This is a genomic window from Marinomonas sp. HM11-D (genome assembly GCF_057626615.1).
Genome location: NZ_JBMMKT010000011.1, coordinates 80,271 through 102,912 on the forward strand (window position 1 = coordinate 80,271; position 22,642 = coordinate 102,912).

Below are 22,642 nucleotides of genomic sequence, written 5' to 3' on the forward strand. Positions count from 1 at the left end.
CTTAGGTTTCCCTAAGCGGCCTTGTTCTATGTGCGAGAAAGGCTCAGCGATTATTTGTTCGCTTGTTTTTTCTCTAGGCGTTTTTCCCAGAAATCCGCACCCTGAATACCCAAGGCTTTAGGATCGAAGGTGTATTCTTCAACGCCTGCGGCTTTTTGATCTTCGTAGTCTTTCAGCGCTTTCATGGTTGGGCGGGCCATAAAGAAGATCACGATGATACCGACGATGTTCAACCACGCCATCAAGCCAACGCCCACGTCACCTAGGTTCCAGATGTAACCCGCAGTGTTTACGGTACCGTAAGCCACCATGAACATGATCAATAGCTTAACCAAGGTTAGAGGAACATGTAGTTTTAGCGCACGGCGTAGGTAAGCCACGTTCGTTTCAGCAATGTAGTAGTAGGCTAGAATCGTGGTGAAGGCGAAGAAGAACAACGCGATACCGACAAAGATAGAACCGAAGCTACCAAAGATGCTTTGCAGCGCCATTTGCGTAAACGCTGGTGACGCAATGATCACATCCGCTGGCACGTTTTGTACGATGAACTGGCCATCAGGCAGTGTGCCTTGAACGTTGTATTGCTGTGTTAGCAGGATCATTAGCGCAGTAGCAGTACATACAAATAGTGTGTCTACATATACAGAGAAGGCTTGTACTAGACCTTGTTGCGCAGGGTGCTGAACTTCTGCGGCTGCAGCGGCGTGAGGACCTGTACCTTGACCCGCTTCGTTAGAGTAGACACCACGTTTTACACCCCAACCGATCGCTGCACCAAAACCTGCTTGCGCAGAGAAGGCATCAGAGATGATTAGACCGAAAACGCCAGGCACCTGATCAAGGTTTAGGAACACCACAATCAATGCCATGATGATGTAACCCATCGCCATGAATGGCACGATAACTTGAGTAAAGTTCGCGATACGTTTGATACCACCGAAGATGATGAATGCTAGTACCACTAGGATCACTGCCAGCGCCACCATTTTGGTGGTGCCGACTTCACCAAATGAGGTCGAAATGATGTCGCCAGGGCCAAAGACTTGTGCCACGGCGTTACCCACAGAGTTGGCTTGAATACCAGGTAGGAACACACCACAGGCAATGATGGAAGCTAGTGCGAATAGGACGCCTAACCATTTCATGCGTAGGCCTTTCTCGAAGTAGTAGGCTGGGCCACCACGGTATTGGCCGTCATCGTTTACCTTGTAGATCTGACCTAGTGTCGATTCTGCGTAGGCAGTACTTGCGCCAAGGAAGGCCACGACCCACATCCAGAATACTGCGCCTGGGCCACCGAAACCGATTGCCGCGGCCACACCAGCGATGTTACCGGTACCCACACGACCTGAAAGAGATACCGCTAACGCTTGGAACGACGAGATGCCTTTTTCAGATGGCGTTGAGTTAAACAGCAACGACCACATTTCTTTGAAGTGACGGACTTGTGCGAAGCGCGTCAAAATTGAGTAGAACAGACCTGCGCCCAAGCATAGGTAAATGAGGGCAGGGCTCCAGATGATTCCGTTGAGGAAATCAATGAAAGCTTGCATAGAAGTTCTCCTGTGATAAGCGCTCGTTGAGCGTTTTCTAATTTTTGTGATGCAAATTGTCGCTAGTATTTAGCAAATTGTAGTTTACGGTCGTCGTGCAGAGGACATTGTGTAAACTTTTGGATGTATTAAGCACGAGTTGTGTAAATCAAGGGTTGGAATCTAACACGCAGTGTGTTCTTTGAACATTTGACTAATTGATACAATGTGTTGCTAGTTGATTCTATATGAGATCCAAGTGGTTTTAATTATCAGCTTAGCTTGGCGTACCAAGCTGACAAGGAAATTTATTCTATAATTTCATTTAAGTTAATAAAACATTGCCTTTTAGATGGTTTATTATCAATCAATGAAGGTCTAATATTCACTTCATCAGATCAACAGATCACAATGAATGTCTTCAGGAGTCCAGTATGTCTAAAGTCGCTTTTGTTTCTCACGGTGGTGGTCCAATGCCAGTATTGGGCGATCCTAGTCACGCTGAGTTGGTGTCTACTTTGAAAGACCTAACACAACAATTACCGCAGCAACCTTCGGTGATTGTGATGATTAGTGCGCACTGGGAAACCACTGGCTTTGAAATCACCGCTGGTGCGAATCCTGATCTAATCTACGACTACTACGGTTTCCCAGAGGTGTCGTACCAACTTCAATATCCAGCACCTGGCGCCCCTCAGCTTGCTCGCGATATCGCGGAAAAAATGGAAGCGCAAGGCACACACATTCGTTTGAATGAAGGTCGCGGCTTTGACCACGGCATGTTTATCCCGCTGATGTTGATGTACCCAGAAGCCAATATTCCGGTATTGCAGATTTCCTTGGCGAGTTCATTGAACCCTGTTCAGCATTGGGAATTTGGTGAGCAGCTAGCCAAGGTACTGCCAGACGATGCGTTGGTGATCGGCTCGGGCTTTAGTTTCCACAACATGCGTACCTTTTTTGCGCCAAAAACCGCGCAAATTAACCATGATGTGCACGCTTTCCAGACTTGGCTAGACGACACTGCAACCAGCGCTGACGTTAGCTTAGCGGATGCCAAGGCGCGCTGGGCGAAATGGTCGAGCGTTGAAGGTGGTCGTTTCTGTCACCCACGTGAAGAACATTTGATCCCATTGATCGTGTGTCACGCGGTGGCGCAGAAGCAAGGGCAATCCATTCCCTTCACAGCATTGGATGTAGAAGCGCGTCACTTTATTTGGTAATGCTTTTTTGAGATAGGTTCCCCTCTTGATTTTAGCCGACTCCTTTGAGTCGGCTTTTTTTTTGCATAGCATAAAGCCATCAGTGAATGTTTTGCTTGGTGTATAGTGGCGTTAATAGATAGAGCGCGGCGTCGCAATGGCGCTGCAACATAGCGCTCATACAATAGCCATATCACCTTCCCATATTAGAGGACGATAGCAATGCCGACCCCATCAGAACAGCTATCCACGGCCAAGACGGCCTCCTGCCTTGAACTGAAACAGGGCATTTTGTATCACATGCGCTACACCTTGGCGCTGCGCGCGGAGCAGGCCAGCCATCGCGATTGGTGGCTGTGTTTATCGCTGGCGGTGCGTGACCGTATCATTGATGACATGGTGGCGACGCAAACCCGCCATAACGAAGACAATGTGCGTCGCTTGTACTATCTATCGATGGAATATCTGATGGGGCGTATGCTGATCAATAACGTACACAATGTGCGGGTGTTTGCCGAAGCGCAGCAGGCGATTGCTGAACTGGGGCTGTCTTGGCATGACGTATGCGATGTGGAGATGGATATGGGTCTTGGTAACGGTGGTCTGGGCCGCTTAGCCGCTTGTTTCCTAGATTCCCTCGCCACCTTAGATTTGCCCGCGATTGGCTATGGTATTTACTACGAATTCGGTCTCTTTAAGCAAGAGTTCCAAGATTGCAAGCAAGTAGAGCATCCCGATACCTGGATTAACTACGGTACTCCGTGGGAATTGATCCGCCCGGAATGCGCGCAAACGATTCAGTTTTATGGCCGCGTGGAAGAATCCTACGACAGCTTTGGTAATTACCATCCGCGTTGGGTGGACACGAAAAATGTGCTGGGTATCCCTCATGATATTCCAGTAGCAGGTTATGACACCAAAACAGTGAACTTCCTACGTCTGTGGTCGTCACGTTCGACCGAAGATTTTGACTTGGATGAGTTCAACAAGGGCGACTATGTAGAAGCGGTGCGTTCTAAAGCCATCGGTGAAACCATTTCTAAGGTCTTGTATCCCAACGATAAAAATGAAAACGGAAAAGAGCTACGTTTAGTACAGCAGTACTTCTTTGTTGCCTGTTCGTTGGCCGACATCATGCGCCGATTCGAGCGTGGTAATGGCAACGATTGGGACAAATTGCCGGAAAAAGCGGCGATTCAATTAAACGATACCCACCCAGCCATTGCGGTGGTGGAGTTGATGCGCATCTTGGTGGATGACAAGCGCCTGCAATGGGATCACGCTTGGTCGTTGGTGACGCGTATCTTTGCTTACACCAACCATACTTTGTTGCCAGAAGCACTAGAAACTTGGAGTGTGGGCCTGTTTAAAAAGGTGCTACCACGTCATTTGCAGCTGATTTATGAGATCAACTACCGCTTTATGGCCGAAGTCGAGCAACGCTGGCCGGGCCGTGACGACATCAAAACCGAGCTGTCGATCATCGAAGAAGGGAACCATAAAATGGTGCGCATGGCGCACTTAGCCGTGGTGGGGAGTCATAAGGTCAATGGTGTCGCGGCGCTGCATTCAGAGCTGTTGAAAACCGATTTGTTTGCCCGCTTCCATGAGTTTTACCCAGATAAACTGACCAACAAAACCAATGGCATCACGCCACGTCGTTGGCTGTTGAACTGTAACCTTGGTTTGGGCAAATTGTTTGAACGCTATGGTATCGAAGCCGATTGGCCGAAAAACCTAGAACGTTTGCGTAAGCTGGAAGAGTTTGCCGATGACGACGAGTTCCAATCTGCTTTTATGGCGGTGAAGCACCAAAACAAAGAGCGCTTAGCGGATGTAATTCAGGCGGAGTGTGGCGTGGAAGTCGACCCGAATGCCATGTTCGATGTGCAGATCAAACGTTTGCATGAATACAAACGTCAGCATTTGAGTTTGTTGAACATTTTGACTCTCTACCATCGTTTATTGAATGAACCAGATCTGGATATTGTGCCGCGCGTCTTTATCTTTGGTGCCAAAGCGGCACCTGGCTATGCGTTAGCGAAAACCATTATTCACGCCATCAATGCGGTGGCCAATGTGATCAATAATGACCAACGCATTCGCGGCAAACTAAAAGTAGTGTTCCTACCGAACTATCGTGTGTCCCTTGCGGCTAAGATCATCCCAGCGGCGGATTTGTCAGAGCAGATCTCAACGGCGGGCAAAGAGGCCTCGGGCACGGGGAATATGAAGTTAGCCCTGAATGGTGCTTTGACCATTGGTACCCTAGATGGCGCCAATGTGGAGATCATGGAAGAAGTTGGTGAGGACAATATCTTTATCTTTGGATTGAAAGTCGAAGATGTGCAGGCCATGGATCGTCATGGTTATAACCCATACGACTATTATCATGGTGACGAAGAGTTGAAGAATGCGCTGGATTGGCTGTGTTCGGGGTACTTCTGTCCTAGTGAACCCCATGCCTTTGATGAGATTCGCAGTACCTTGCTCGATCACGGCGATCGCTTTAAAGTGCTAGCGGATTATCGTGCTTATATTGATTGTCAGGAGCAGGTCTCTGAAGCCTATCGTGATCAGGCACGCTGGGCAAAAATGGCGATCTTAAACACTGCGCGCATGGCTAAGTTCTCGTCAGATCGTACCATTCAAGAATACGCTGATGAGATTTGGCATTTGCCAGCTTGTCCGATCGCTTAGATAGCTAGGGGCTACAGGTAATCATTACGAATGGCTTGGTAAGTACCATTACGTTTGATGGCTTGTAGTCCTTGATTGAATTCCTGCAACAGTTTACGTGATTCAGGATGTTGCTTGCTAAAACACACATGCAGCGGCACCAGTGGCTCAGAGACAATATTCGTCACTTTCAGCTGTTTATGAATGCCTTGTAAGCGTGCTTGATACATGGCTGGGTAATCTGACACATAAAACAAATCACTTTTGCCTTCTACCACGGCATTTAGTCCTTCGCTCATGGAATTGATTTGCTTGTGTGGGATTTGCATGGCCAGCAGCTGTTGCTCCATGTCCCAGCCTTTCACCGCGACGACGCGGTAATCTAACAAATCATAAAGCGTTTCAATGGTATGAGTATCCAAATCATTACGACTGATCACCGCACGGTTGGTGGTACTCAATTCATCACTGAAGTACATAAAGGCCGCACGTTCTGGGCGGCGTGAGCAGGACACTGTGCCGAGTGTGTCACCCTTCTGCATGCCTTGCATGATGGACAACCATGGGCGGCTGACAAATCTAGTGTCGATATTGCGTTGTGCGAAGGCCTCTCGGACGATACGAATATCCATCCCCGAGATCGTGTTTTCCATAGGTGAGATGATGATATAAGGCGGGAAGTTGACCACCGGAATTGTGACCGTTTGCCCCCAAGCGCTTACATGGCAACCAAATAGAACGGACAGCAGCAAAGACTTTTGCACTCGCTGAGAAAACACAGAACCCCCTTTGAATAAAGATGTCCTAGTGTGTTGTTCGCGGCAAAAATGCAAACAATGTTCAAGGACGCGGTAAGATAACACAGAGTAAGGAAAAATTGACAGCAAAACTGGCGTTTTTCTGACCTAAAAGTTAGCTATGATGTTATGAATTGAGCTCATAAAAATGGCGAAGAAGAGGGGCTCTTCTTCGCCATGAGTGTGCTGTGAATCAATCTAAAACTTTTACAGCGACATTACGATACGACCGGTGATCTCACCCTTTTCCATATCGCGGAAAATATCGTTGATGTCGTCGAGTTTTTTCTCAGTAATAATGGCTTTGACTTTACCGCGTGCGGCGAATTCCAAGCACTCTTCTAGGTCTTTGCGGGTGCCTACAATAGAGCCCACGACGCTGACACCATTTAGCACGGTATCAAAGATCGGTAGCGGCATATCTTCTGGCGGTAGGCCGACCAAGACACATTTACCGCCACGACGTACTACGTCGTAACTTTGACGGAAGCCTGCTTTGCTCACGGCGGTACAAACACTGCCGTGCACACCGCCCGTCGCCGCCTTGATGTCTGCCACTACGTTGTCGGTCATAAAATCGAAGAAGTATTCTGCGCCTAGAGAAGTAGCTAGCTCGCGTTTAGCATCGCCGGTATCCACAGCAACCACACGTAGGCCCATGGCGACCGCGTATTGCACCGCCAAGTGGCCCAAGCCACCGACACCGAATACGGCTACCCATTGACCTGGTTTGGCTTCTGAAACCTTAAGCGCTTTATAAGTGGTCACACCGGCACAGAACAGTGGTGCGGCATCGACGTAGTTCAAACCTTCAGGCACTTTCACCACATAATCAGCGTGAGCAGCGCAATATTCTGCGTAGCCTCCGGCCACTGAGTAGCCAGCGTTCTGCTGCGACATACAAAGGCTTTCTTGACCAGCCAAGCAGTATTCACAATGACCGCAAGCACTGTATAACCAAGGAATACCGACGCGATCACCGAGATTAAGATGTTTAACAGCGCTGCCCACTTCAACAATCTCACCCACACCTTCATGTCCTGGAATGAGGGGCAAGGTTGGTTTCACCGGCCAGTCACCATGACAAGCGTGTAAGTCGGTATGGCAGACACCACAAGCATGAATTTTGACTAAGATTTGGTGCGGTTCGATAGTAGGCTTTTGTACATCTTCAATTTGTAGAATTGAACCGAACGTATTAGCAACTGCAGCTTTCATAACATACTCCCTTAATTATTTTCAGCAGCGGACAGATAAGAAAGGTTATCAACCGCTTGTCACTAAGTTAGCGGAACGTGTGAGAAAGACTTGTTTGCTAGTCCAAACTTGTTGTCTCTGAGTCCAAATGTGCGCATTTCATGCGTTGCATGCCATAAAAAAAGGCGCCGTGGCGCCTTTTAGTTTGCTGCTATCGATTAAATCACACCTAACTCAAGCAAACGTTCATGCAAGTACGACCCTGCCGTATGGCGCTCGGATAATTTGACATCAGGACGTGGATGTAAAAATAACGGTAGCGAGATGCGCGCTTTGGTTTTATCGGTGCCTTCAGGATTGATCACACGATGAGAGGTAGAGGGGAAATAACCAGCAGAGGCCTCTTGCAGCATATCGCCGATATTGACGATCAGGTTGCCAAAGTTACAGGGCACATCGATCCAGCTGCCGTCTTTTAGTTTGACTTGTAAGCCTGGCTCATTGGCAGCGGGCAAGATGGTAATCAGATTGATGTCTTCATGAGCCCCTGCGCGAATCGCTCCCAATTCCTCGTCGCCTTTTAATGGCGGGTAGTGCAATACGCGCAGTAAGGTTTGATCGCTATTTTCGATCATGCTCGATAGGGGCTGGGAGTAATGACTGGCAATGTCGGCAGGTGTGTACTGCTCAATCCAACCTAATAGCTCTTCAGCCAGCTGGTTGGCCTCTTGATAATACTGCGCCAGTTCCGCTTTATACTCGGTTGGACATTGTCCCCAAGGGTAATAGTGGAAGTATTCCTTGATGTCTTTCTTGGTATGGCCTTTGGCGGTCTCGGAGACCTCTGCTGGAAAGAAACCGTCTTGGGTACCCACGTTATAGCGGTAATGGTGTTTCTCTTCACTGTTAAAGAAGGTGTGCCAGTGTTGGTAAATGTCGGACACCAATTGCTGGCGAATAGGGTGGTTTTTAAGCACACCAAAGCCGGTCTCGCGCAGAGATTTAACGAACTCTTGTGCCGCAGTGGGGCTTTGATAATCAACCGCTTCTAAAGTCATGGGAGCTTCCTCTATACAAATCCGATTGGGCTAGAGCATAGCCTAGCCAAACAAAAAATAAATTGACGGAAATAATAGCAAGCGGCCTAAGAGGACCAACCGCTGTGAAAGAAGTAGCGCAGGTCGATGGTCTCTTCTAGGTATTGGTCACGCCATACTTCCAAACAAATTTTTGATGATTTGTCGTGCAAGGGAAAATCCTTTACTGCGTCCAAGAATACGTTATACAGTCTAAGTTAACCAAATGGTCGAGTTTGGTTATAGTAACAGCATTTTTTGTGAAATGAAGGTGAATTCAGATAAATGATGCTTATTGGTGGGCAAATGCACCTATTGTCCTATACTGGCATTACGGTCCTCGATTTTAGAGTTTTTGAGTAAGAGCGTTTATTTTCGATCGAGGAATTCAGACGCGAGCTCTTGCGTCGTTTTCAAACAGAGGGCGTTTTACATGACGAATACATTCCAATCGTTAAAGAATCACTTTTTGATTTCTATGCCGCATTTGAACGATCCGAACTTTGAACACACTGTCGTTTATTTGTGTGAACACACAGATACAGGCGCTATGGGCGTGGTCATTAACCGCCCATCTAGCATTGATTTTGGCGAGTTGGCAGAGCACCTAGGCATGCAAATAGCCTTGCCGAAACTGACCTCTGAACCCGTCTACATTGGTGGTCCAGTAGAATCTGAACGAGGTTTTATTCTCCATACCAGCGACAAATACTGGGGTAATACTCTGAAAGTCACTGATGATGTTTGTTTGTCAGCATCCCTAGAAACCCTTGAGCACATTGCAGCAGGCGATGGTCCACAGTCCTTCTTGATTACCCTTGGTTGTGCTGGCTGGGATGAAGGTCAGCTAGAAGGCGAGATCGCCAATAATGATTGGCTGGTGTGCGAGGCGGATTTAGACGTATTATTCAACACACCTAGTGATATGCAGTTTACCGCAGCAACTAAAGTTCTGGGACTGGATATGAGTTTATTGTCGCCGGATATAGGACACGCTTGATGACTGATACGTCGAATTCACAGACGTCAACAAACCCCAATACCGCCATCGCGGTATTGGGGTTTGATTTTGGTACCACCCGCATTGGCGTAGCCATTGGCCAAAGCCTAACGGGAATGGGGCGCCCATTAGCGCCGCTTAAAGCCAACGATGGCATTCCCAATTGGGATACCATTTCTGCGCTGGTAGAAGAATGGCAACCCGATGCCTTCGTCGTGGGCTTGCCATTGAACATGGACGGTAGCGAAAATGAGATGTGTCAACGGGCACGAAAATTCGCGAAACGTCTGCATGGACGTTATAACCGTCCTTACCATATGATGGACGAACGCCTGTCGTCTTATGAAGCAAAAGGGCAGGTCATCGCCCAAGGCGGCAATCGAAATTTTAAAGAGAACTCAGTGGATGGATTGGCTGCGCAAATGATTTTAGAGTCATGGTTCGCTCAACAGGCCAATACATCGGAAGTCTGAACCAAGGATAAGCATCACATATGACGTTGGATCTAAACAAAGCGCTGAACTCCATGAAGCAGCAATTAGCGGACTACTGTCAGCAGCATAACATTGAAAACCCGATTGTGGTCGGTATTCATTCTGGTGGTGTGTGGGTCGCCAATGAAATTCTCGACGCGGTGCCAACCAACGAAGAATTGGCCACCCTAGACATTACCTTTTACCGTGACGACTTCACTTTTGCTGGCTTGCATCCGCAAGTGGGTCAGACCAATTTGCCGGCCATTGAAGATCGCCATGTGATCTTGGTGGACGATGTGTTGATGTCAGGTCGTACCATTCGTGCGGCGATGAACGAAATCTTCGACTTTGGTCGTCCTGCGAGTATTACCTTGGCGATTTTGTTTGATCTAAACAGCCGCGAACTACCGATTCGTGCTGATATTGTCGGCGAACAGCTGACTTTGGCTGAAAATCAGCGAGTGAAGTTATCAGGGCCGACGCCATTAACGGTTTCTGTGATTGAAACCCACTAAAATTGCCCGTTACGCTTTATTTTTTAAGTAAGTCATACGACAATTAGATCTTGGATACAGTGGTTCGCTAATGACGTGATGTTTGGCGACGTAAAGTGCCAAATCGCCTATCTAGCCCACGAATGCCCGGTCGTAGACACTCTGTCTACGCCGGGCATTTTCCTATCATACATAGTGATTGAGGAAAGCAAACTATGATGCGATCCGACCCTCGGGCGTTACAGCTAAACGAACAAGGTCAACTAAAGCACTTCCTAACTCTGGATGGCTTGAGTAAAGATATTTTGACGGAAATCCTCGACCGAGCCGAGTCGTTCCTTTCAATGGGGGAACAGTCCGTTAAGAAAGTACCGCTGCTACGTGGCAAAACTGTAGTAAACCTATTCTTTGAAAACTCCACTCGTACTCGTACCACATTTGAGTTAGCCGCTAAGCGCTTATCTGCCGACGTTATCAACCTCAACATTGCTACGTCAGCCACCTCAAAAGGCGAATCGCTGCTTGATACCCTACAAAACTTGCAGGCGATGCAGAGTGATATGTTTGTCGTGCGTCACCAAGACAGCGGTGCACCGCATTTTATCGCCGAACATTGCACGCCCAACGTGGCCATCATTAACGCTGGCGATGGCCGTCATGCGCATCCAACTCAAGCCATGTTAGACATGCTGACGATTCGCCGCCATAAGGGCCAGTTTGAAGGTCTGAAGATCGCGATTGTGGGTGACATTCTGCACTCGCGCGTGGCGCGCTCTGAATTACATGCCATGAAAACCTTGGGTGTTGAAGAAGTTCGCTTGGTTGGACCAAAAACATTGGTGCCTGAATTCTTCCGCGATATGGGCGCCGTGATCTGTCATGACTTGAAAGCCGGTCTTGATGACGTTGATGTGATCGTCATGCTGCGTTTGCAAAAAGAACGTATGGCAGGAGCCTTGCTACCAAGCGAAAGTGAGTTTTATCGCTTATACGGCCTCACAGAAGAAACATTGGCGTGGGCTAAACCGGATGCCATTGTGATGCACCCAGGTCCAATCAACCGTGGTGTTGAAATCTCATCTGAGGTGGCGGACGGCGATCAAGCGGTGATTCTTGATCAGGTAACCAACGGTATTGCTATCCGTATGGCGGTGATGTCGATGGCCATGAGCGGTCAAGTTCAAGAACAACAGGCAGTAGAGGAAGAAGGCTGATATGAAACTACGCATTAGTAACGGTCGCGTGATCGACCCAAGCCAAAACCTAGATGCTGTGGTTGATCTGTTTGTTGAAGATCATCGTATTGTTGCCATTGGTGAAGCGCCTCTGGGCTTTGACGATGCGGAAGTGGTGGATGCTACGGATAAATGGGTTTTACCTGGCCTAGTAGATACTGCCGTAGCACTGCGCGATCCAGGTTATTCACAAAAAGGTACCATTGCCTCCGAAGGTCGTGCTGCGGTGTCTGGTGGTGTAACGACCTTAGTATGTCCGCCAAATACGAAGCCGATTGTGGATACGCCAGCCGTTGCCGCTTTGATCCAAGATAAAGCCGATGAAGCGGGCATGGCCAATGTCTTTCCTATTGGTGCTTTAACACAAGGTTTACAAGGTGAGCAGCTGAGCAATATGGTGGCCTTGACCGATGCCGGCTGTGTGGCGCTATCGAATCATGGTCGTCCTCTAGCGAGTAACCGAGTGCTATCGCGCGCCCTTGAGTACGCCGCAACGCACGATTTGTTAGTCGTGTTCCATCCAGATGATCCAAGCTTATCGGAAGGTGGTTGTGCTCACGAAGGTGCCATGTCGACCATGCACGGTTTGGCGGGTATTCCTGAAACGGCAGAAACGATTGCCTTGATGCGCGATCTACTGTTGGTAGAGAAAAGCGGTGTGCGTGCTCACTTCGCCCGTCTATCCTGTGCAAAATCGGTAGAAATGATCGCCAATGCTAAAGCCGCTGGTCTCGATGTGACCTGTGATGTGGCGTTGCATAACCTTCTTTTGACCGATGAAGTGTTAAAAGAGTTTAACGGTCAGTTCCATGTGCTACCGCCATTACGCTCTGAGAACGATCGTTTGACCCTTATTGAAGGTTTGAAAACGGGCGTGATCAATGCCATTTGTTCGGATCACCAGCCCCATGAAAAAATGGCGAAAGTAGCGCCGTTTGCGGCCACAGAACCTGGCATGGCCAACGTGGAAGTATTGTTGCCTCTTGCGCTGCGTTTAATGGACGAAGGTGATTTAGAGCTGGATCAGCTGTTGACCGCGTTGACAGTGGGACCAGCGGCTTGTTTTGGCTTAGAGGCGGGTTCTTTAGCAGTGGGCAGTTTTGCCGACTTTATGATCTTTGATAGCACGGAAAAATGGACCTGGGATCAAAGCACGCGTAAATCAAAAGGATCTAACTCAGGTTTCGCTGGCGAAGAGATGACAGGACGTGTCTGCCAGACCTTTATTTCTGGGCAACGCGTATACACTCTAAGTTAGGGGTATCGTGATTAGACTCTGATTTAATGGTAGAGTTACCTGATTGATAGCGTGTGCACGAACTGTGCACGCGCGACGCTTTAACTATTTCGGATCGGAGTTTATGAAAATAGAAACTAAGGATGCTGTTCTGCAGGAAGCACCGCTTTTGGAAGCTGTTCATGAATCTTTGATTCAACGCGAATTTCTATTGCAACTGCGTAAGATTGACCACGCCTTATTAGGGCACGTGGCCAGCAGCACTAACTTCCCATCTTACGTGGATCAAATTGTTACCAGTATTGGGGGATTGTTGCCGAGTAATATGCGTCCCTGCGTATTATGGTGTGATAAGGAATTAACCCAATGGCGCATACTTAACTATAAAGATTGGCCTGAATTGTCAGATTCTCTTGGCAATGTGAGTCATGTACCACAGCCGTTGGCGACCTTTGTGGCGAGCCCATCACGCCCATTTGCTCGTGAGCATAACTTGTCTGCCCGTGCTGATTGGAACCGTTGGCAAGATGTTTTAGCTGAGCATTTTCTCGACTCTTGCGATTTAGTGAGTGTGCAAGATGAGGAGAAAAACTGGATTACCTTCTGTTTGTTCTCTACCAAGCTTGCTGCAGAGTCAGAACATCGCATGCATTATTGGGCGGTAGACCAAGTCGTTCACTCTATTCCTCATTGGCTCAATGCCATGGTAACTCGTATTAAGACCGATGCGCGTTTGCAAGAACACACCAATAAAGTGACTGGACTATTGCAGCCCCATGCGTTTGATAATGCCTTTGATATGATGCTGCGCGATGCACGTCGTTATTTCCAGCGTTTAGCATTTGTCTCTGTGTTGGTGTCAAAAGATGCGCAAGTAGATGAGCTGAAACTGCTGTCGGATACCTTACGCGAAACCTTGCGTGATAACGATTTGTTGGCAAACGTATCAGACCATGAATTTGTCATGGCAATGCGTATTACCCAGTTAGACGATGCGCCAATTGTCGCGCAAAAAGTGCAAAAAGCCTTACAAAAAGCGGATCCGAGTCAGGTTTCTGTGCTCACAGGTGGCGTCAAAATTGGTATCGCATTGTATCCAGAGCAAGCGAATCACAATAAATTGTATTTAGCGTCATTGGCAGCAGCTAATGCCGTGACAGAAAACATCGGCTATCGTTTAGAGTACTACGGCAAGTTTGTGAAAGATTTAGACGAAGCTTATGGTGAGTAAGTATCAAAAAGAGGTGAGTTGTGAGCATCGCTGAGAATTTACAAGAAGTGCGTTGTGAAATTGCCGAATTAACACAGCGCTTTGCTCGTCCCACTGAAAGTGTGCGTCTGCTGGCGGTCAGTAAAACCAAACCAGTAGAAGATTTGCTGGCGGCCTATGCGGCAGGGCAACGCTTGTTTGGCGAAAACTACGTCCAGGAAGCCGTGGATAAATACCAACAGCTGGCGGCTTACGCGGATATTGAATGGCATTTTATTGGCCCCATTCAGTCGAATAAATCCCGCCAGATTGCTGAGACCATGGCCTGGGTACACACTATTGATCGAGATAAGATCGCGCGTCGTTTAAGTGAGCAGCGTCCTGCAGAGATGCCTCCATTGAATGTTCTGATTCAGGTGAATATCAGTGACGAAGAATCGAAATCAGGTATTGCACTAGGTGAGTTAGACGCCATGGTGAAGCTGGTAGCTGAGCTGCCGAACCTGCGTTTGCGTGGTCTTATGGCGATTCCTGCGCCCCAGTCTAGCGAAGCCGCGCAAATTCAAGTGTATGCACCACTGAAACAAGCTTTTGAAGCGTTGCAACAACAAAATCCTGACATTGATACCTTATCCATTGGTATGTCTGGCGATTTGGCTGCTGCCATTGCTTCGGGTAGTACCATGGTGCGAGTGGGAACCGCTATTTTTGGTGCACGCAACTACGCTTAAGCGTGAGTCCTCGGTGTACCGCACAAGTCATAAAGAGATAGGTGAAAAATGAGTTTAAAAATTGCTTTTGTAGGTGTGGGTAATATGGCATCTGCAATCATTGGTGGCTTGCGTGCCAGCGGTTATGCGGCTGAGTCCATTGTCGGCAGCTCGATCAATGTTGAAGACCATAAAAACATTGAACAACGTTTTGGCATCACCATGTACGAAGATAATAAAGACGCTGTGGCGCAAGCGGATGTGGTGTTTTTATGTGTGAAGCCAAACATGCTACAAACCGTGGTTGAAGGCTTTGCCGAGGTGGTGCGTGACGATCAGTTGTATGTCTCAGTAGCCGCAGGGATTGAAATCAGTGCGTTGGAAAAATGGTTAGTAAAACCAGTCTCAATTGTGCGTTCAATGCCTAATACACCGGCGCTGGTCGGCAGTGGTATGTCTGGTTTGATTGCTAACAGTCGCACCACAGATGAACAGAAAGCATGGGTGTCAAATGCCTTTGATAGCTTTGGTAGTCACGTCTGGGTAGAAAACGAAGAGCATATGCACACGGTGACGGCTCTGTCTGGTAGTGCACCAGCGTATTTCTTCCGTGTTCTAGAGGTGATGATCGAAGCGGGTAAAGCGCAAGGGCTAGACGAAGAAACCAGTCGCAAGCTATCGACCTATGCCATGAAAGGGGCGGCCGCGATGGTGACCACGTTGGATGATGATATTGCCCAACTGCGCCGTAACATCACCTCGCCAAATGGCACCACTCAGGCAGCCTTAGAAACGTTAGAGCAGCAGGGTATCGAAGCGCTGGTGAAGGCGGCGGTGGATGCCTGCGCTAAGCGTTCTAAAGAATTGGGTGAAGAGTTCGCCAGTAAATAATTAAGGTAGGTAGCAAAATGATGATGGATAATCCATTAATTTTGATCGTGAAGACCCTCGGCAACTTATATTTGTTTATCGTATTGCTACGTTTGGTGTTGCAATTAAGTCGAGCGGATTTTTACAACCCAATTAGCCAAGGTATTGTCAAAGCCACTAGCCCACTACTAAAGCCATTGCGTAAAGTGATTCCGTCCATTGGTCGAGTGGATACCTCTTCTGTGGTGCTGGCGTTGGCTGTGCAGGCGGTTATCCTAGTCGCGCTGATGGCGATCGTGGGTTATTCGCTAACGCCACTGCATTATGTGATTTACACGGTTGCAGGGGTGGCGTACCACTTGTTGGACCTGTATTTCTGGGCCATGCTGATTTCTGTGATCTTGAGTTGGGTGGCACCTGGTTCAAGTCATCCAGGGGCTTTGCTCGTGATGCAGATATGTGAACCATTGTACCGTTTCTGTCATCGTTTCATCCCTTCACTGGGGGGATTTGATCTATCGCCGATCTTTATCTTTTTGGCGATTACGATATTGAAACAGTTCATCGCACCATTCGTTATTTAGGAAATAGGCCGCTCTAGGGAGTGGCCTATTTGAGTAGCGCTGAATATTCTTATATGATGCGCAGCCGGAAGGTAAGCCAAGAATCGTCGGGTTCTTTACATAAAACTAACTTGGACTAGAGCTATGAGTACAATCGCAGTTTACCCAGGCACATTTGACCCGATTACTAACGGTCACACAGATCTTGTGGAACGTGCGGCGAAACTGTTTCCGAAGGTTATTGTTGCTGTAGCGGCAAGTCCGAAGAAACGACCAGTATTGGCTCACGATGTGCGAATTCAATTAGCAAAGGATGTTCTTGGGCATTTAGATAATGTCGAAGTCATTGGCTTTGATAACCTGCTTACAGAGTTTACGCGCTCGGTAAATGGTCAGGTGGTTGTGCGTGGTTTACGTGCCGTATCGGATTTCGAGTACGAATTCCAATTAGCCAACATGAACCGCGTGATTGCGCCGGATGTAGAGAGCTTGTTCCTGACGCCGTCAGAAAAACACTCTTATATTTCATCCACACTAGTGCGTGAAATTGCTTCGTTAAACGGTGACTTCGGCATGTTCGTGCATCCTAAAGTGAAGCAAGTGTTGACCGAACACTATCAAGCAGCCGCTGCCGCGAAGCGTTCTTGATTTTATGAGTGCCAGTTGTTGGCATTGGATTTGTTAGGAGAGCAGCATGTCTCTAATGATTACTGATGAATGCATCAACTGTGATGTATGTGAGCCAGAGTGTCCAAACGAAGCAATCAGTCAGGGTGAAGAAATCTACGTGATTGACCCATCTAAGTGTACTGAATGTATTGGTCACTATGATGAACCGCAATGCCAGCAGGTATGTCCTGTTGACTGTATCCCACACGATCCTAACTTTAAGGAATCGGAAGAACAGTTGATGGAAAAGTACCTAGTCTTGACGGGTCAGCTATAATAAAAAATGCCAAGCGTTTGCTTGGCATTTTTGTTTCTAAATACCTGCTCTCAACGCTTAGCGCGCATTCTCGGCAAACATCTGTTTTATTTGCTCGAGCGAAGGCGATTGCTGGTCTTCACCAATCAATAGAATCAGCGCGTTTAAGCTAATAAATTCGCTCGACTTCGGATGAGTGACGATTTTCCCCATGGTGTCTTCAAAACCAATCGCGGTGCCATAGTCGCGTTGAATCATCTCCGTTACCACATCCGCCCAACGTACGTTATACAAAGACACATCGATACGTACGGTGTGATCACCTTGATAGCGGAATAAGTCTTCCAACACCTGTTCTGTGCCTGGGGCAACTAAAGAGCGTACCACCATCTCAGGGTAGGCGCGAATGGGTCGAATTACGGCTCTAGCGCCGGATTGACGGAAACGCTCACGGTTAGCGTCATCAATGGCTTCAGCCAAGATAAAGGCTGTCGTGCCAATTTCTTTAATACGATGCAGTACATCAAATACCAAACTATCGCTGTGCGCATCGAGGCTATCAGGGGACAGCACAACGATGTACTTGGCATTTGCCACGCCGGCGCTGTTGAGCATACCTGGGGTGGTCGCGTCGCCAGTATGGTGTACAACACCCTGTGCGCGTAAGGTCTCAGGTAGGCCTTCGGGAAATTTTGGCGTGAGGATTTGAATCGGTACATCATCAATGCCAGGGGTGTTACAGACTTGTTGCACCAGTAAGCTTAAATAGCGCTCAGTGTTGGTGGTGGGGGTGTTGATAATTAAAAGATGATCTTGCATGTCGCTCCACTCCAAACGTCCCTTGATCTTCATTTCTTTGCGCATCAAGCGAATTTCAACGTAATCACTGGCAATCTGTGCCAATAAGGTAATGCCTAAACCATAGATCAGCACTATGGTGGTGAACTGACCCCAAAACGTTGCTGCTGAGATATCGCCGTAGCCCGTGGTACTGGCGGACGTCATGGTTAACCAGAATGCTTGCCACCAATCTAAATCTTCAAAGTAGACCATGGCGACGCTGTGGGCGGCAACCACGCTGGCAAGCATTAAAAAACGTCGTTTCAAATCTTTCACGGCGTGCAGGTGCACCTGCTTACGGTAGCGTAAGCGTGAACGATTGCGATGATGAATCAGCTTTCCTAGCACCATATTCCTGTCTCTTTAGTCTGAGCTGGGCATTGCGTAGTTCAGTTGACGCCATGATTCATACACCATCACGGCCACTGTATTCGATAAATTTAAGCTACGTGAACCAGACTGCATCGGCAAGCGTAAACGTTGGCTAAATGGTAGCGCCTCAATAAACTCAGCGGGTAAACCGCGTGTTTCAGGGCCGAATACCAATACGTCGTTCGCCTTAAACTGTGCTTCAGAATGCGTATGGCTGCCTTTAGTCGTTAAGGCATAGATAGTTCCTAATTGTCCTTCGTTTTCGCCTAAGAACGCGTCCCAGTTCTCATAGCGCTTCACATTGGCTAGTTCGTGATAGTCTAGACCTGCGCGGCGTACTTTTTTCTCATCTAAATCAAACCCAAGTGGTTCGATCAAATGCAGCTTGTAGCCGGTGTTGGCGCATAAACGAATCACGTTACCTGTATTAGGTGGAATCTCTGGTTGGTATAGAACAATGTGTAACATGCGGAGTCTCCTTAAGATGTTGCTATCATACCAGAGCACGCTAATTAACTAACTTAACAATAAAAATTTTAAAAAAGTGTTGACGAGTAGAATGAGTTATCTATAATACGCCGCACTTGCCCAGATAGCTCAGTCGGTAGAGCAGGGGATTGAAAATCCCCGTGTCGGTGGTTCGATTCCGCCTCTGGGCACCATTATTCAAAAAGCCAACAAGTCAGTTGGCTTTTTAGCAAGAATACGGTGTCTTAGCCGTTGCAAGTTTTGCCCAGATAGCTCAGTCGGTAGAGCAGGGGATTGAAAATCCCCGTGTCGGTGGTTCGATTCCGCCTCTGGGCACCACTGCTACAGAAAGCCTCGCTTATGCGGGGCTTTTTTGTTTCTGACTTTTCCTCTCTCTTGAGCTCTTGCTCACAGATCTTGATCCACTTACACATTGTTTCAACTTTTCTTATGTTTAAATTTGCAGTTTTGCTATATTTCTAGCCTTATTGCGATAGATTTTTGCGCTAGAGGGATTGAGTCAGCAAAGTTCACTATCGCTTAGATGGATAGGGATTAAAGGAAGGTAGTAGCGCAGATGACGCACGTCTTAAAAGTGATTCTGTTAACCGCTTTAGGCTATTTTATAGCGGGCTGGCTTGGGCAAATATTTGCGGTGCCTCCTGGCTATGCCACGGTTATTTGGCCCGCCTCCGGCGTAGCGATTGCAGCTTGCCTACTATTTGGCTATACGCCCGCTCTCGGGGTCTTTTTAGGCTCGACCTTAGTTAACATTTCCATTGGTTACAGCAGTACCGGTGACATCAGTATCGCAGTGCCTATGTTGATTGCTGCAGGCAGCACGCTGCAGACGCTGATTAGCTACGCTCTGGTGCGTTTCTCGATTGGTAAAAAACTAGAGTTTTTCAATATCCGTCATGTGCTCAGCTTCATTCTTTTAGCAGGCCCTATCGGGTGTTTAATCAGTGCCAGTATTGGTTCTATGGTTCTCTACACGCACGATATTATTGGGCGTGAACAGGTGCTGCTGAATTGGTTAAGCTGGTGGCTGGGTGATTCTGTCGGCGTTATTGTGGTGGTGCCTTGGCTGGCGGTACTATTCCGTAAACAGTTCTCTGTGTACTACGACCATCCTGTGCGTGTGTTCTTAGCACTCTTTATTGTGTTTCTGACCACCGCGATTCTGTCTGTTTCTACGGCTTATTTTGAGCTAAATAAGCAGCGCCAAGCCTTTGAATCCAATGCGGATTTGAACTCCACCTTATTAAGTGAACGCATCAAGAACTCAGTCGATATTTTGTACAGTATGGCGGGTTATATTCGCGGTAGTGGCTATGTCAGCGCACAAGAATTCCAAGACTTCAGTGAAAGCATTATGAGCCAAGACCGCGCGATTAAAGCGCTGTCTATCAACCATGTGTTAGAAGCTCAAAACTTGGCGCAGTATGAAGCGGATATGACTGAGTTGCATGGATTTCCATTCAAGGTGAAGCAAAAGAATGCCGCCGGTGAAATGGAGCCGGTCGCGCCACGTGATCGATATGTTTCAGTAGGGCTCATTTATCCACTAGAGCCTAACGCAAAAGCGTTGGGCTTTGATGTGTACTCCGAAGAGTCCCGCCGTACGGCGATTAAGAATGCGATTCGCTTAAATTCTGCGATTCCGACGTCTGCGATTACGTTAATACAAGATACCAAGGCGATATTGATGTTTTTGCCAGCCTATAAGCATCACCAGCTTTATGCTATGGCGACGGCTTTATTTGAAATCAACGATATTTCTGAGCGTATTTTAGAACGTAATGAGTTCGCTAATATTGAAGTGTATTTAGTGGATCGTCAGGCTAACCAAGCGCCCTATATACTGGCTTCAAGTGCGAATGCTTCGTTATCGGTGGAGACCTTGATCCAAGGCTTAAATGAGAGCACGTTTCCTGCCATGCATCGTGCCATGATTCCTGTTGGCGCACACCGCTGGGAACTGATACACATTAGTCACTCGAAGTTCATTGAACAGCCGTGGGGTACCCATTTTGTATTGGTTGGTGGGCTGTTTGTCGCAGGCTTACTCGGTTGGGTATTGAGCTTGGTATTCAGTCATGCGGCGCAAATTGAAAGGCAAGTTGCTACTCGCACCAAGGAACTGTCTCAAGCGAACAATGCGTTGCGAGAGTCTGGCGAGAAATTGAAACAAGCGACCTTGGAAGCGCAGGAAGCCAATCAGGCGAAAAGTCGCTTCTTAGCCAATATGAGCCATGAAATTCGAACGCCATTAAATGGCATGTTAGGTAGCTTGTCTTTGTTGCAGGGCAAGGCGCTCAGCAATGAGCAATCAAAGCTAGTAGAGCTGGCCCATCAAAGTGGTGATGCGTTGCTCGATTTGGTGAATGACATTTTAGACTTATCTAAGATCGAAGCTGGGGAACTGGAGTTGGAGCCGCAATTCTTCGATCTACAGGATTTGTTGGAAGACATTTCCAGTCTAATGCGTCTCAAAGCCGAGGAAAAAGGGCTGAACTTCATTGCCCCGAGTACCTTGTTGCCAGAGAGCATGGTCTTTGCTGACCGACTACGTGTGCGCCAAGTGGTATTAAACCTTGTCGGCAATGCGATCAAGTTTACGGGCAGTGGTGGTTCGGTGCGCCTTGTGGCGGAACAATTGACGCGCGATCAGGATCGTGCAACCTATCGTATTGCGATCATTGATACGGGGATTGGTATTTCCGACAAGTTGCAAGAACGTCTTTTCCAACGCTTCAAACAAGCGGACACCTCGACTACGCGACGTTATGGCGGTACCGGTCTTGGTCTGGCGATTAGTAAGGAACTAGTCGAGGCGATGGAAGGCCGCATTAATGTAGAAAGTCAGCTAGGGCAGGGTGCAAACTTCTGGTTTGAATTAGATTTAACGGTGCAGGATAAGCCACCTGTGCCCGTCAATGATGTATGGCAGTCGCTGGGTAAGGTTTACCTGATGAGCCAGATGGAATCAGATTTGCCTTATCTGAATGCGTTATTGGCAGAATGGCAGTGTAATGTGGTTCATTTGAGCAGTACTCATCATTTACAAGATATCTCGCCGCAAGATGTACTCTTGTTAGATGAGCACCTGATTGATGATGTGGTGCGTGAAAAATTAAAGCATATTCAAGGGCAAGTGATCGAATTGGTTGGCCAGAGCAAACAGTCGGCGCAAACTGAAGCATGTTCGATTGCCTCGGTTTATAAACCAGTGCATCGCCGAGCGTTGCGGGCCGCGATTGAAAATGCATTATTGCAGGAAGAAGCGTTTGATGAGCCCGTGGTCGAAGATTCAGCAAAACCGGTGCCACAAGCTCAGGTGCTGTTGGTGGAAGATAATCTCACCAACCAGATTGTGGCGAAGGGGATTTTAGGCTTGTTTGGTTTGACGGTCGAAGTCGCTGAAAACGGTGAAGTGGCATTACAAATGCTCAAAGCCAAAGCCTATGATTTGATCTTTATGGATTGCCAAATGCCCGTTATGGACGGTTATGAAGCGACTCGAGCCATTCGTGAATTGGAACAAAGCAGCGCCACACCGAAAGATGTGCCTGTGATCGCCCTCAGTGCAAACGCGATGAAAGGCGATGACCAGTTATGTTTTGATGCGGGTATGGATGATCATGTGGCGAAGCCGATCTCGAAAGATCGATTAGCGGAGGTCATCGACCTGTGGCTAGGGAAGAAGCATCGCTAATATTCCCAGCACACTGTCATCAACGTTCAATAGAGTTGACC

The 22,642-nt window shown here is 47.8% G+C and carries 20 protein-coding genes and 2 tRNA genes; 16 read left to right on the forward strand and 6 right to left on the reverse strand.

The window, feature by feature from the left end; all coding sequences use genetic code 11:
• Positions 1 to 50: 50 nt before the first annotated feature.
• Entirely contained in the window at positions 51 to 1,553 is a 1,503-nt protein-coding gene (locus ACOSVP_RS14225) for an alanine/glycine:cation symporter family protein (RefSeq protein WP_487348155.1), read from the reverse strand.
• A 413-nt stretch (positions 1,554 to 1,966) separates the two neighbouring features.
• On the opposite strand from ACOSVP_RS14225, the gene ACOSVP_RS14230 reads away from it, so the two are divergent.
• Both ACOSVP_RS14230 and ACOSVP_RS14235 read left to right on the forward strand, forming a co-directional pair.
• Entirely contained in the window at positions 1,967 to 2,755 is a 789-nt protein-coding gene (locus ACOSVP_RS14230) for a DODA-type extradiol aromatic ring-opening family dioxygenase (protein WP_487348156.1), read from the forward strand.
• A 201-nt stretch (positions 2,756 to 2,956) separates the two neighbouring features.
• The gene (locus tag ACOSVP_RS14235; protein WP_487348157.1) at positions 2,957 to 5,434 is read left to right on the forward strand and encodes a glycogen/starch/alpha-glucan phosphorylase; all 2,478 of its coding nucleotides are present in this window, start codon (positions 2,957 to 2,959) and stop codon (positions 5,432 to 5,434) included.
• Between the two features lie 11 nt (positions 5,435 to 5,445).
• On the opposite strand, the gene ACOSVP_RS14240 is transcribed toward ACOSVP_RS14235, so the two are convergent.
• The 3 genes from ACOSVP_RS14240 to ACOSVP_RS14250 all read right to left on the reverse strand — a co-directional run bounded on the left by ACOSVP_RS14240 (position 5,446) and on the right by ACOSVP_RS14250 (position 8,465).
• The gene (locus ACOSVP_RS14240) at positions 5,446 to 6,192 is read right to left on the reverse strand and encodes a transporter substrate-binding domain-containing protein (protein WP_487348158.1); all 747 of its coding nucleotides are present in this window, start codon (positions 6,190 to 6,192) and stop codon (positions 5,446 to 5,448) included.
• Positions 6,193 to 6,417: 225 nt separating this feature from the next.
• The gene (adhP, locus tag ACOSVP_RS14245; protein WP_487348159.1) at positions 6,418 to 7,428 is read right to left on the reverse strand and encodes an alcohol dehydrogenase AdhP; all 1,011 of its coding nucleotides are present in this window, start codon (positions 7,426 to 7,428) and stop codon (positions 6,418 to 6,420) included.
• A 197-nt stretch (positions 7,429 to 7,625) separates the two neighbouring features.
• The gene (locus ACOSVP_RS14250) at positions 7,626 to 8,465 is read right to left on the reverse strand and encodes a 2OG-Fe(II) oxygenase family protein (protein WP_487348160.1); all 840 of its coding nucleotides are present in this window, start codon (positions 8,463 to 8,465) and stop codon (positions 7,626 to 7,628) included.
• A gap of 451 nt (positions 8,466 to 8,916) precedes the next feature.
• On the opposite strand from ACOSVP_RS14250, the gene ACOSVP_RS14255 reads away from it, so the two are divergent.
• The 11 genes from ACOSVP_RS14255 to ACOSVP_RS14305 all read left to right on the forward strand — a co-directional run bounded on the left by ACOSVP_RS14255 (position 8,917) and on the right by ACOSVP_RS14305 (position 17,224).
• Entirely contained in the window at positions 8,917 to 9,483 is a 567-nt protein-coding gene (locus ACOSVP_RS14255) for a YqgE/AlgH family protein (RefSeq protein ID WP_487348161.1), read from the forward strand.
• Positions 9,483 to 9,956, forward strand: coding sequence for a Holliday junction resolvase RuvX (ruvX, locus tag ACOSVP_RS14260; RefSeq protein WP_487348162.1), 474 nt, complete (start codon positions 9,483 to 9,485; stop codon positions 9,954 to 9,956). The genes ACOSVP_RS14255 and ruvX overlap by 1 nt, the downstream gene beginning before the upstream one ends.
• A 20-nt stretch (positions 9,957 to 9,976) precedes the next feature.
• Positions 9,977 to 10,474 carry a bifunctional pyr operon transcriptional regulator/uracil phosphoribosyltransferase PyrR gene (gene pyrR, locus ACOSVP_RS14265; RefSeq protein ID WP_487348163.1) on the forward strand — a complete coding sequence of 166 codons (498 nt, stop codon included), beginning with the start codon at positions 9,977 to 9,979 and terminating at the stop codon, positions 10,472 to 10,474.
• Positions 10,475 to 10,668: 194 nt separating this feature from the next.
• Positions 10,669 to 11,667 carry an aspartate carbamoyltransferase catalytic subunit gene (locus ACOSVP_RS14270; protein ID WP_487348164.1) on the forward strand — a complete coding sequence of 333 codons (999 nt, stop codon included), beginning with the start codon at positions 10,669 to 10,671 and terminating at the stop codon, positions 11,665 to 11,667.
• A gap of 1 nt (position 11,668) precedes the next feature.
• On the forward strand, positions 11,669 to 12,946 hold the full coding sequence (locus ACOSVP_RS14275) for a dihydroorotase (RefSeq protein WP_487348165.1): 1,278 nt from the start codon (positions 11,669 to 11,671) through the stop codon (positions 12,944 to 12,946).
• Positions 12,947 to 13,049: 103 nt separating this feature from the next.
• Positions 13,050 to 14,156, forward strand: coding sequence for a GGDEF domain-containing protein (locus ACOSVP_RS14280; protein WP_487348166.1), 1,107 nt, complete (start codon positions 13,050 to 13,052; stop codon positions 14,154 to 14,156).
• Between the two features lie 20 nt (positions 14,157 to 14,176).
• Positions 14,177 to 14,866: a YggS family pyridoxal phosphate-dependent enzyme gene (locus ACOSVP_RS14285; protein WP_487348167.1), complete on the forward strand. Its 690-nt coding sequence runs from the start codon at positions 14,177 to 14,179 to the stop codon at positions 14,864 to 14,866.
• Positions 14,867 to 14,914: 48 nt separating this feature from the next.
• Positions 14,915 to 15,736, forward strand: a complete 822-nt coding sequence (gene proC / locus ACOSVP_RS14290; RefSeq protein ID WP_487348168.1) for a pyrroline-5-carboxylate reductase — start codon at positions 14,915 to 14,917, stop codon at positions 15,734 to 15,736.
• Positions 15,737 to 15,753: 17 nt separating this feature from the next.
• Positions 15,754 to 16,299, forward strand: a complete 546-nt coding sequence (locus tag ACOSVP_RS14295; protein WP_487348169.1) for a YggT family protein — start codon at positions 15,754 to 15,756, stop codon at positions 16,297 to 16,299.
• A 123-nt stretch (positions 16,300 to 16,422) separates the two neighbouring features.
• Positions 16,423 to 16,926: a pantetheine-phosphate adenylyltransferase gene (gene coaD / locus ACOSVP_RS14300; protein WP_487348170.1), complete on the forward strand. Its 504-nt coding sequence runs from the start codon at positions 16,423 to 16,425 to the stop codon at positions 16,924 to 16,926.
• A 46-nt stretch (positions 16,927 to 16,972) separates the two neighbouring features.
• Entirely contained in the window at positions 16,973 to 17,224 is a 252-nt protein-coding gene (locus ACOSVP_RS14305) for a YfhL family 4Fe-4S dicluster ferredoxin (RefSeq protein ID WP_055464017.1), read from the forward strand.
• Between the two features lie 57 nt (positions 17,225 to 17,281).
• On the opposite strand, the gene ACOSVP_RS14310 is transcribed toward ACOSVP_RS14305, so the two are convergent.
• Positions 17,282 to 18,394, reverse strand: coding sequence for a potassium channel family protein (locus ACOSVP_RS14310; RefSeq protein WP_487348171.1), 1,113 nt, complete (start codon positions 18,392 to 18,394; stop codon positions 17,282 to 17,284).
• A gap of 12 nt (positions 18,395 to 18,406) precedes the next feature.
• Positions 18,407 to 18,883: a tRNA (uridine(34)/cytosine(34)/5-carboxymethylaminomethyluridine(34)-2'-O)-methyltransferase TrmL gene (gene trmL, locus ACOSVP_RS14315; RefSeq protein WP_487348172.1), complete on the reverse strand. Its 477-nt coding sequence runs from the start codon at positions 18,881 to 18,883 to the stop codon at positions 18,407 to 18,409.
• Between the two features lie 118 nt (positions 18,884 to 19,001).
• Here trmL and ACOSVP_RS14320 point away from each other — a divergent pair.
• From ACOSVP_RS14320 to ACOSVP_RS14330, 3 genes are all read left to right on the forward strand, one after another.
• Positions 19,002 to 19,077: transfer RNA gene (locus ACOSVP_RS14320), tRNA-Phe, on the forward strand.
• Positions 19,078 to 19,146: 69 nt separating this feature from the next.
• Positions 19,147 to 19,222, forward strand: a tRNA-Phe gene (locus tag ACOSVP_RS14325).
• A 238-nt stretch (positions 19,223 to 19,460) separates the two neighbouring features.
• Positions 19,461 to 22,601 carry an ATP-binding protein gene (locus ACOSVP_RS14330; protein ID WP_487348173.1) on the forward strand — a complete coding sequence of 1,047 codons (3,141 nt, stop codon included), beginning with the start codon at positions 19,461 to 19,463 and terminating at the stop codon, positions 22,599 to 22,601.
• Positions 22,602 to 22,642: the final 41 nt, after the last annotated feature.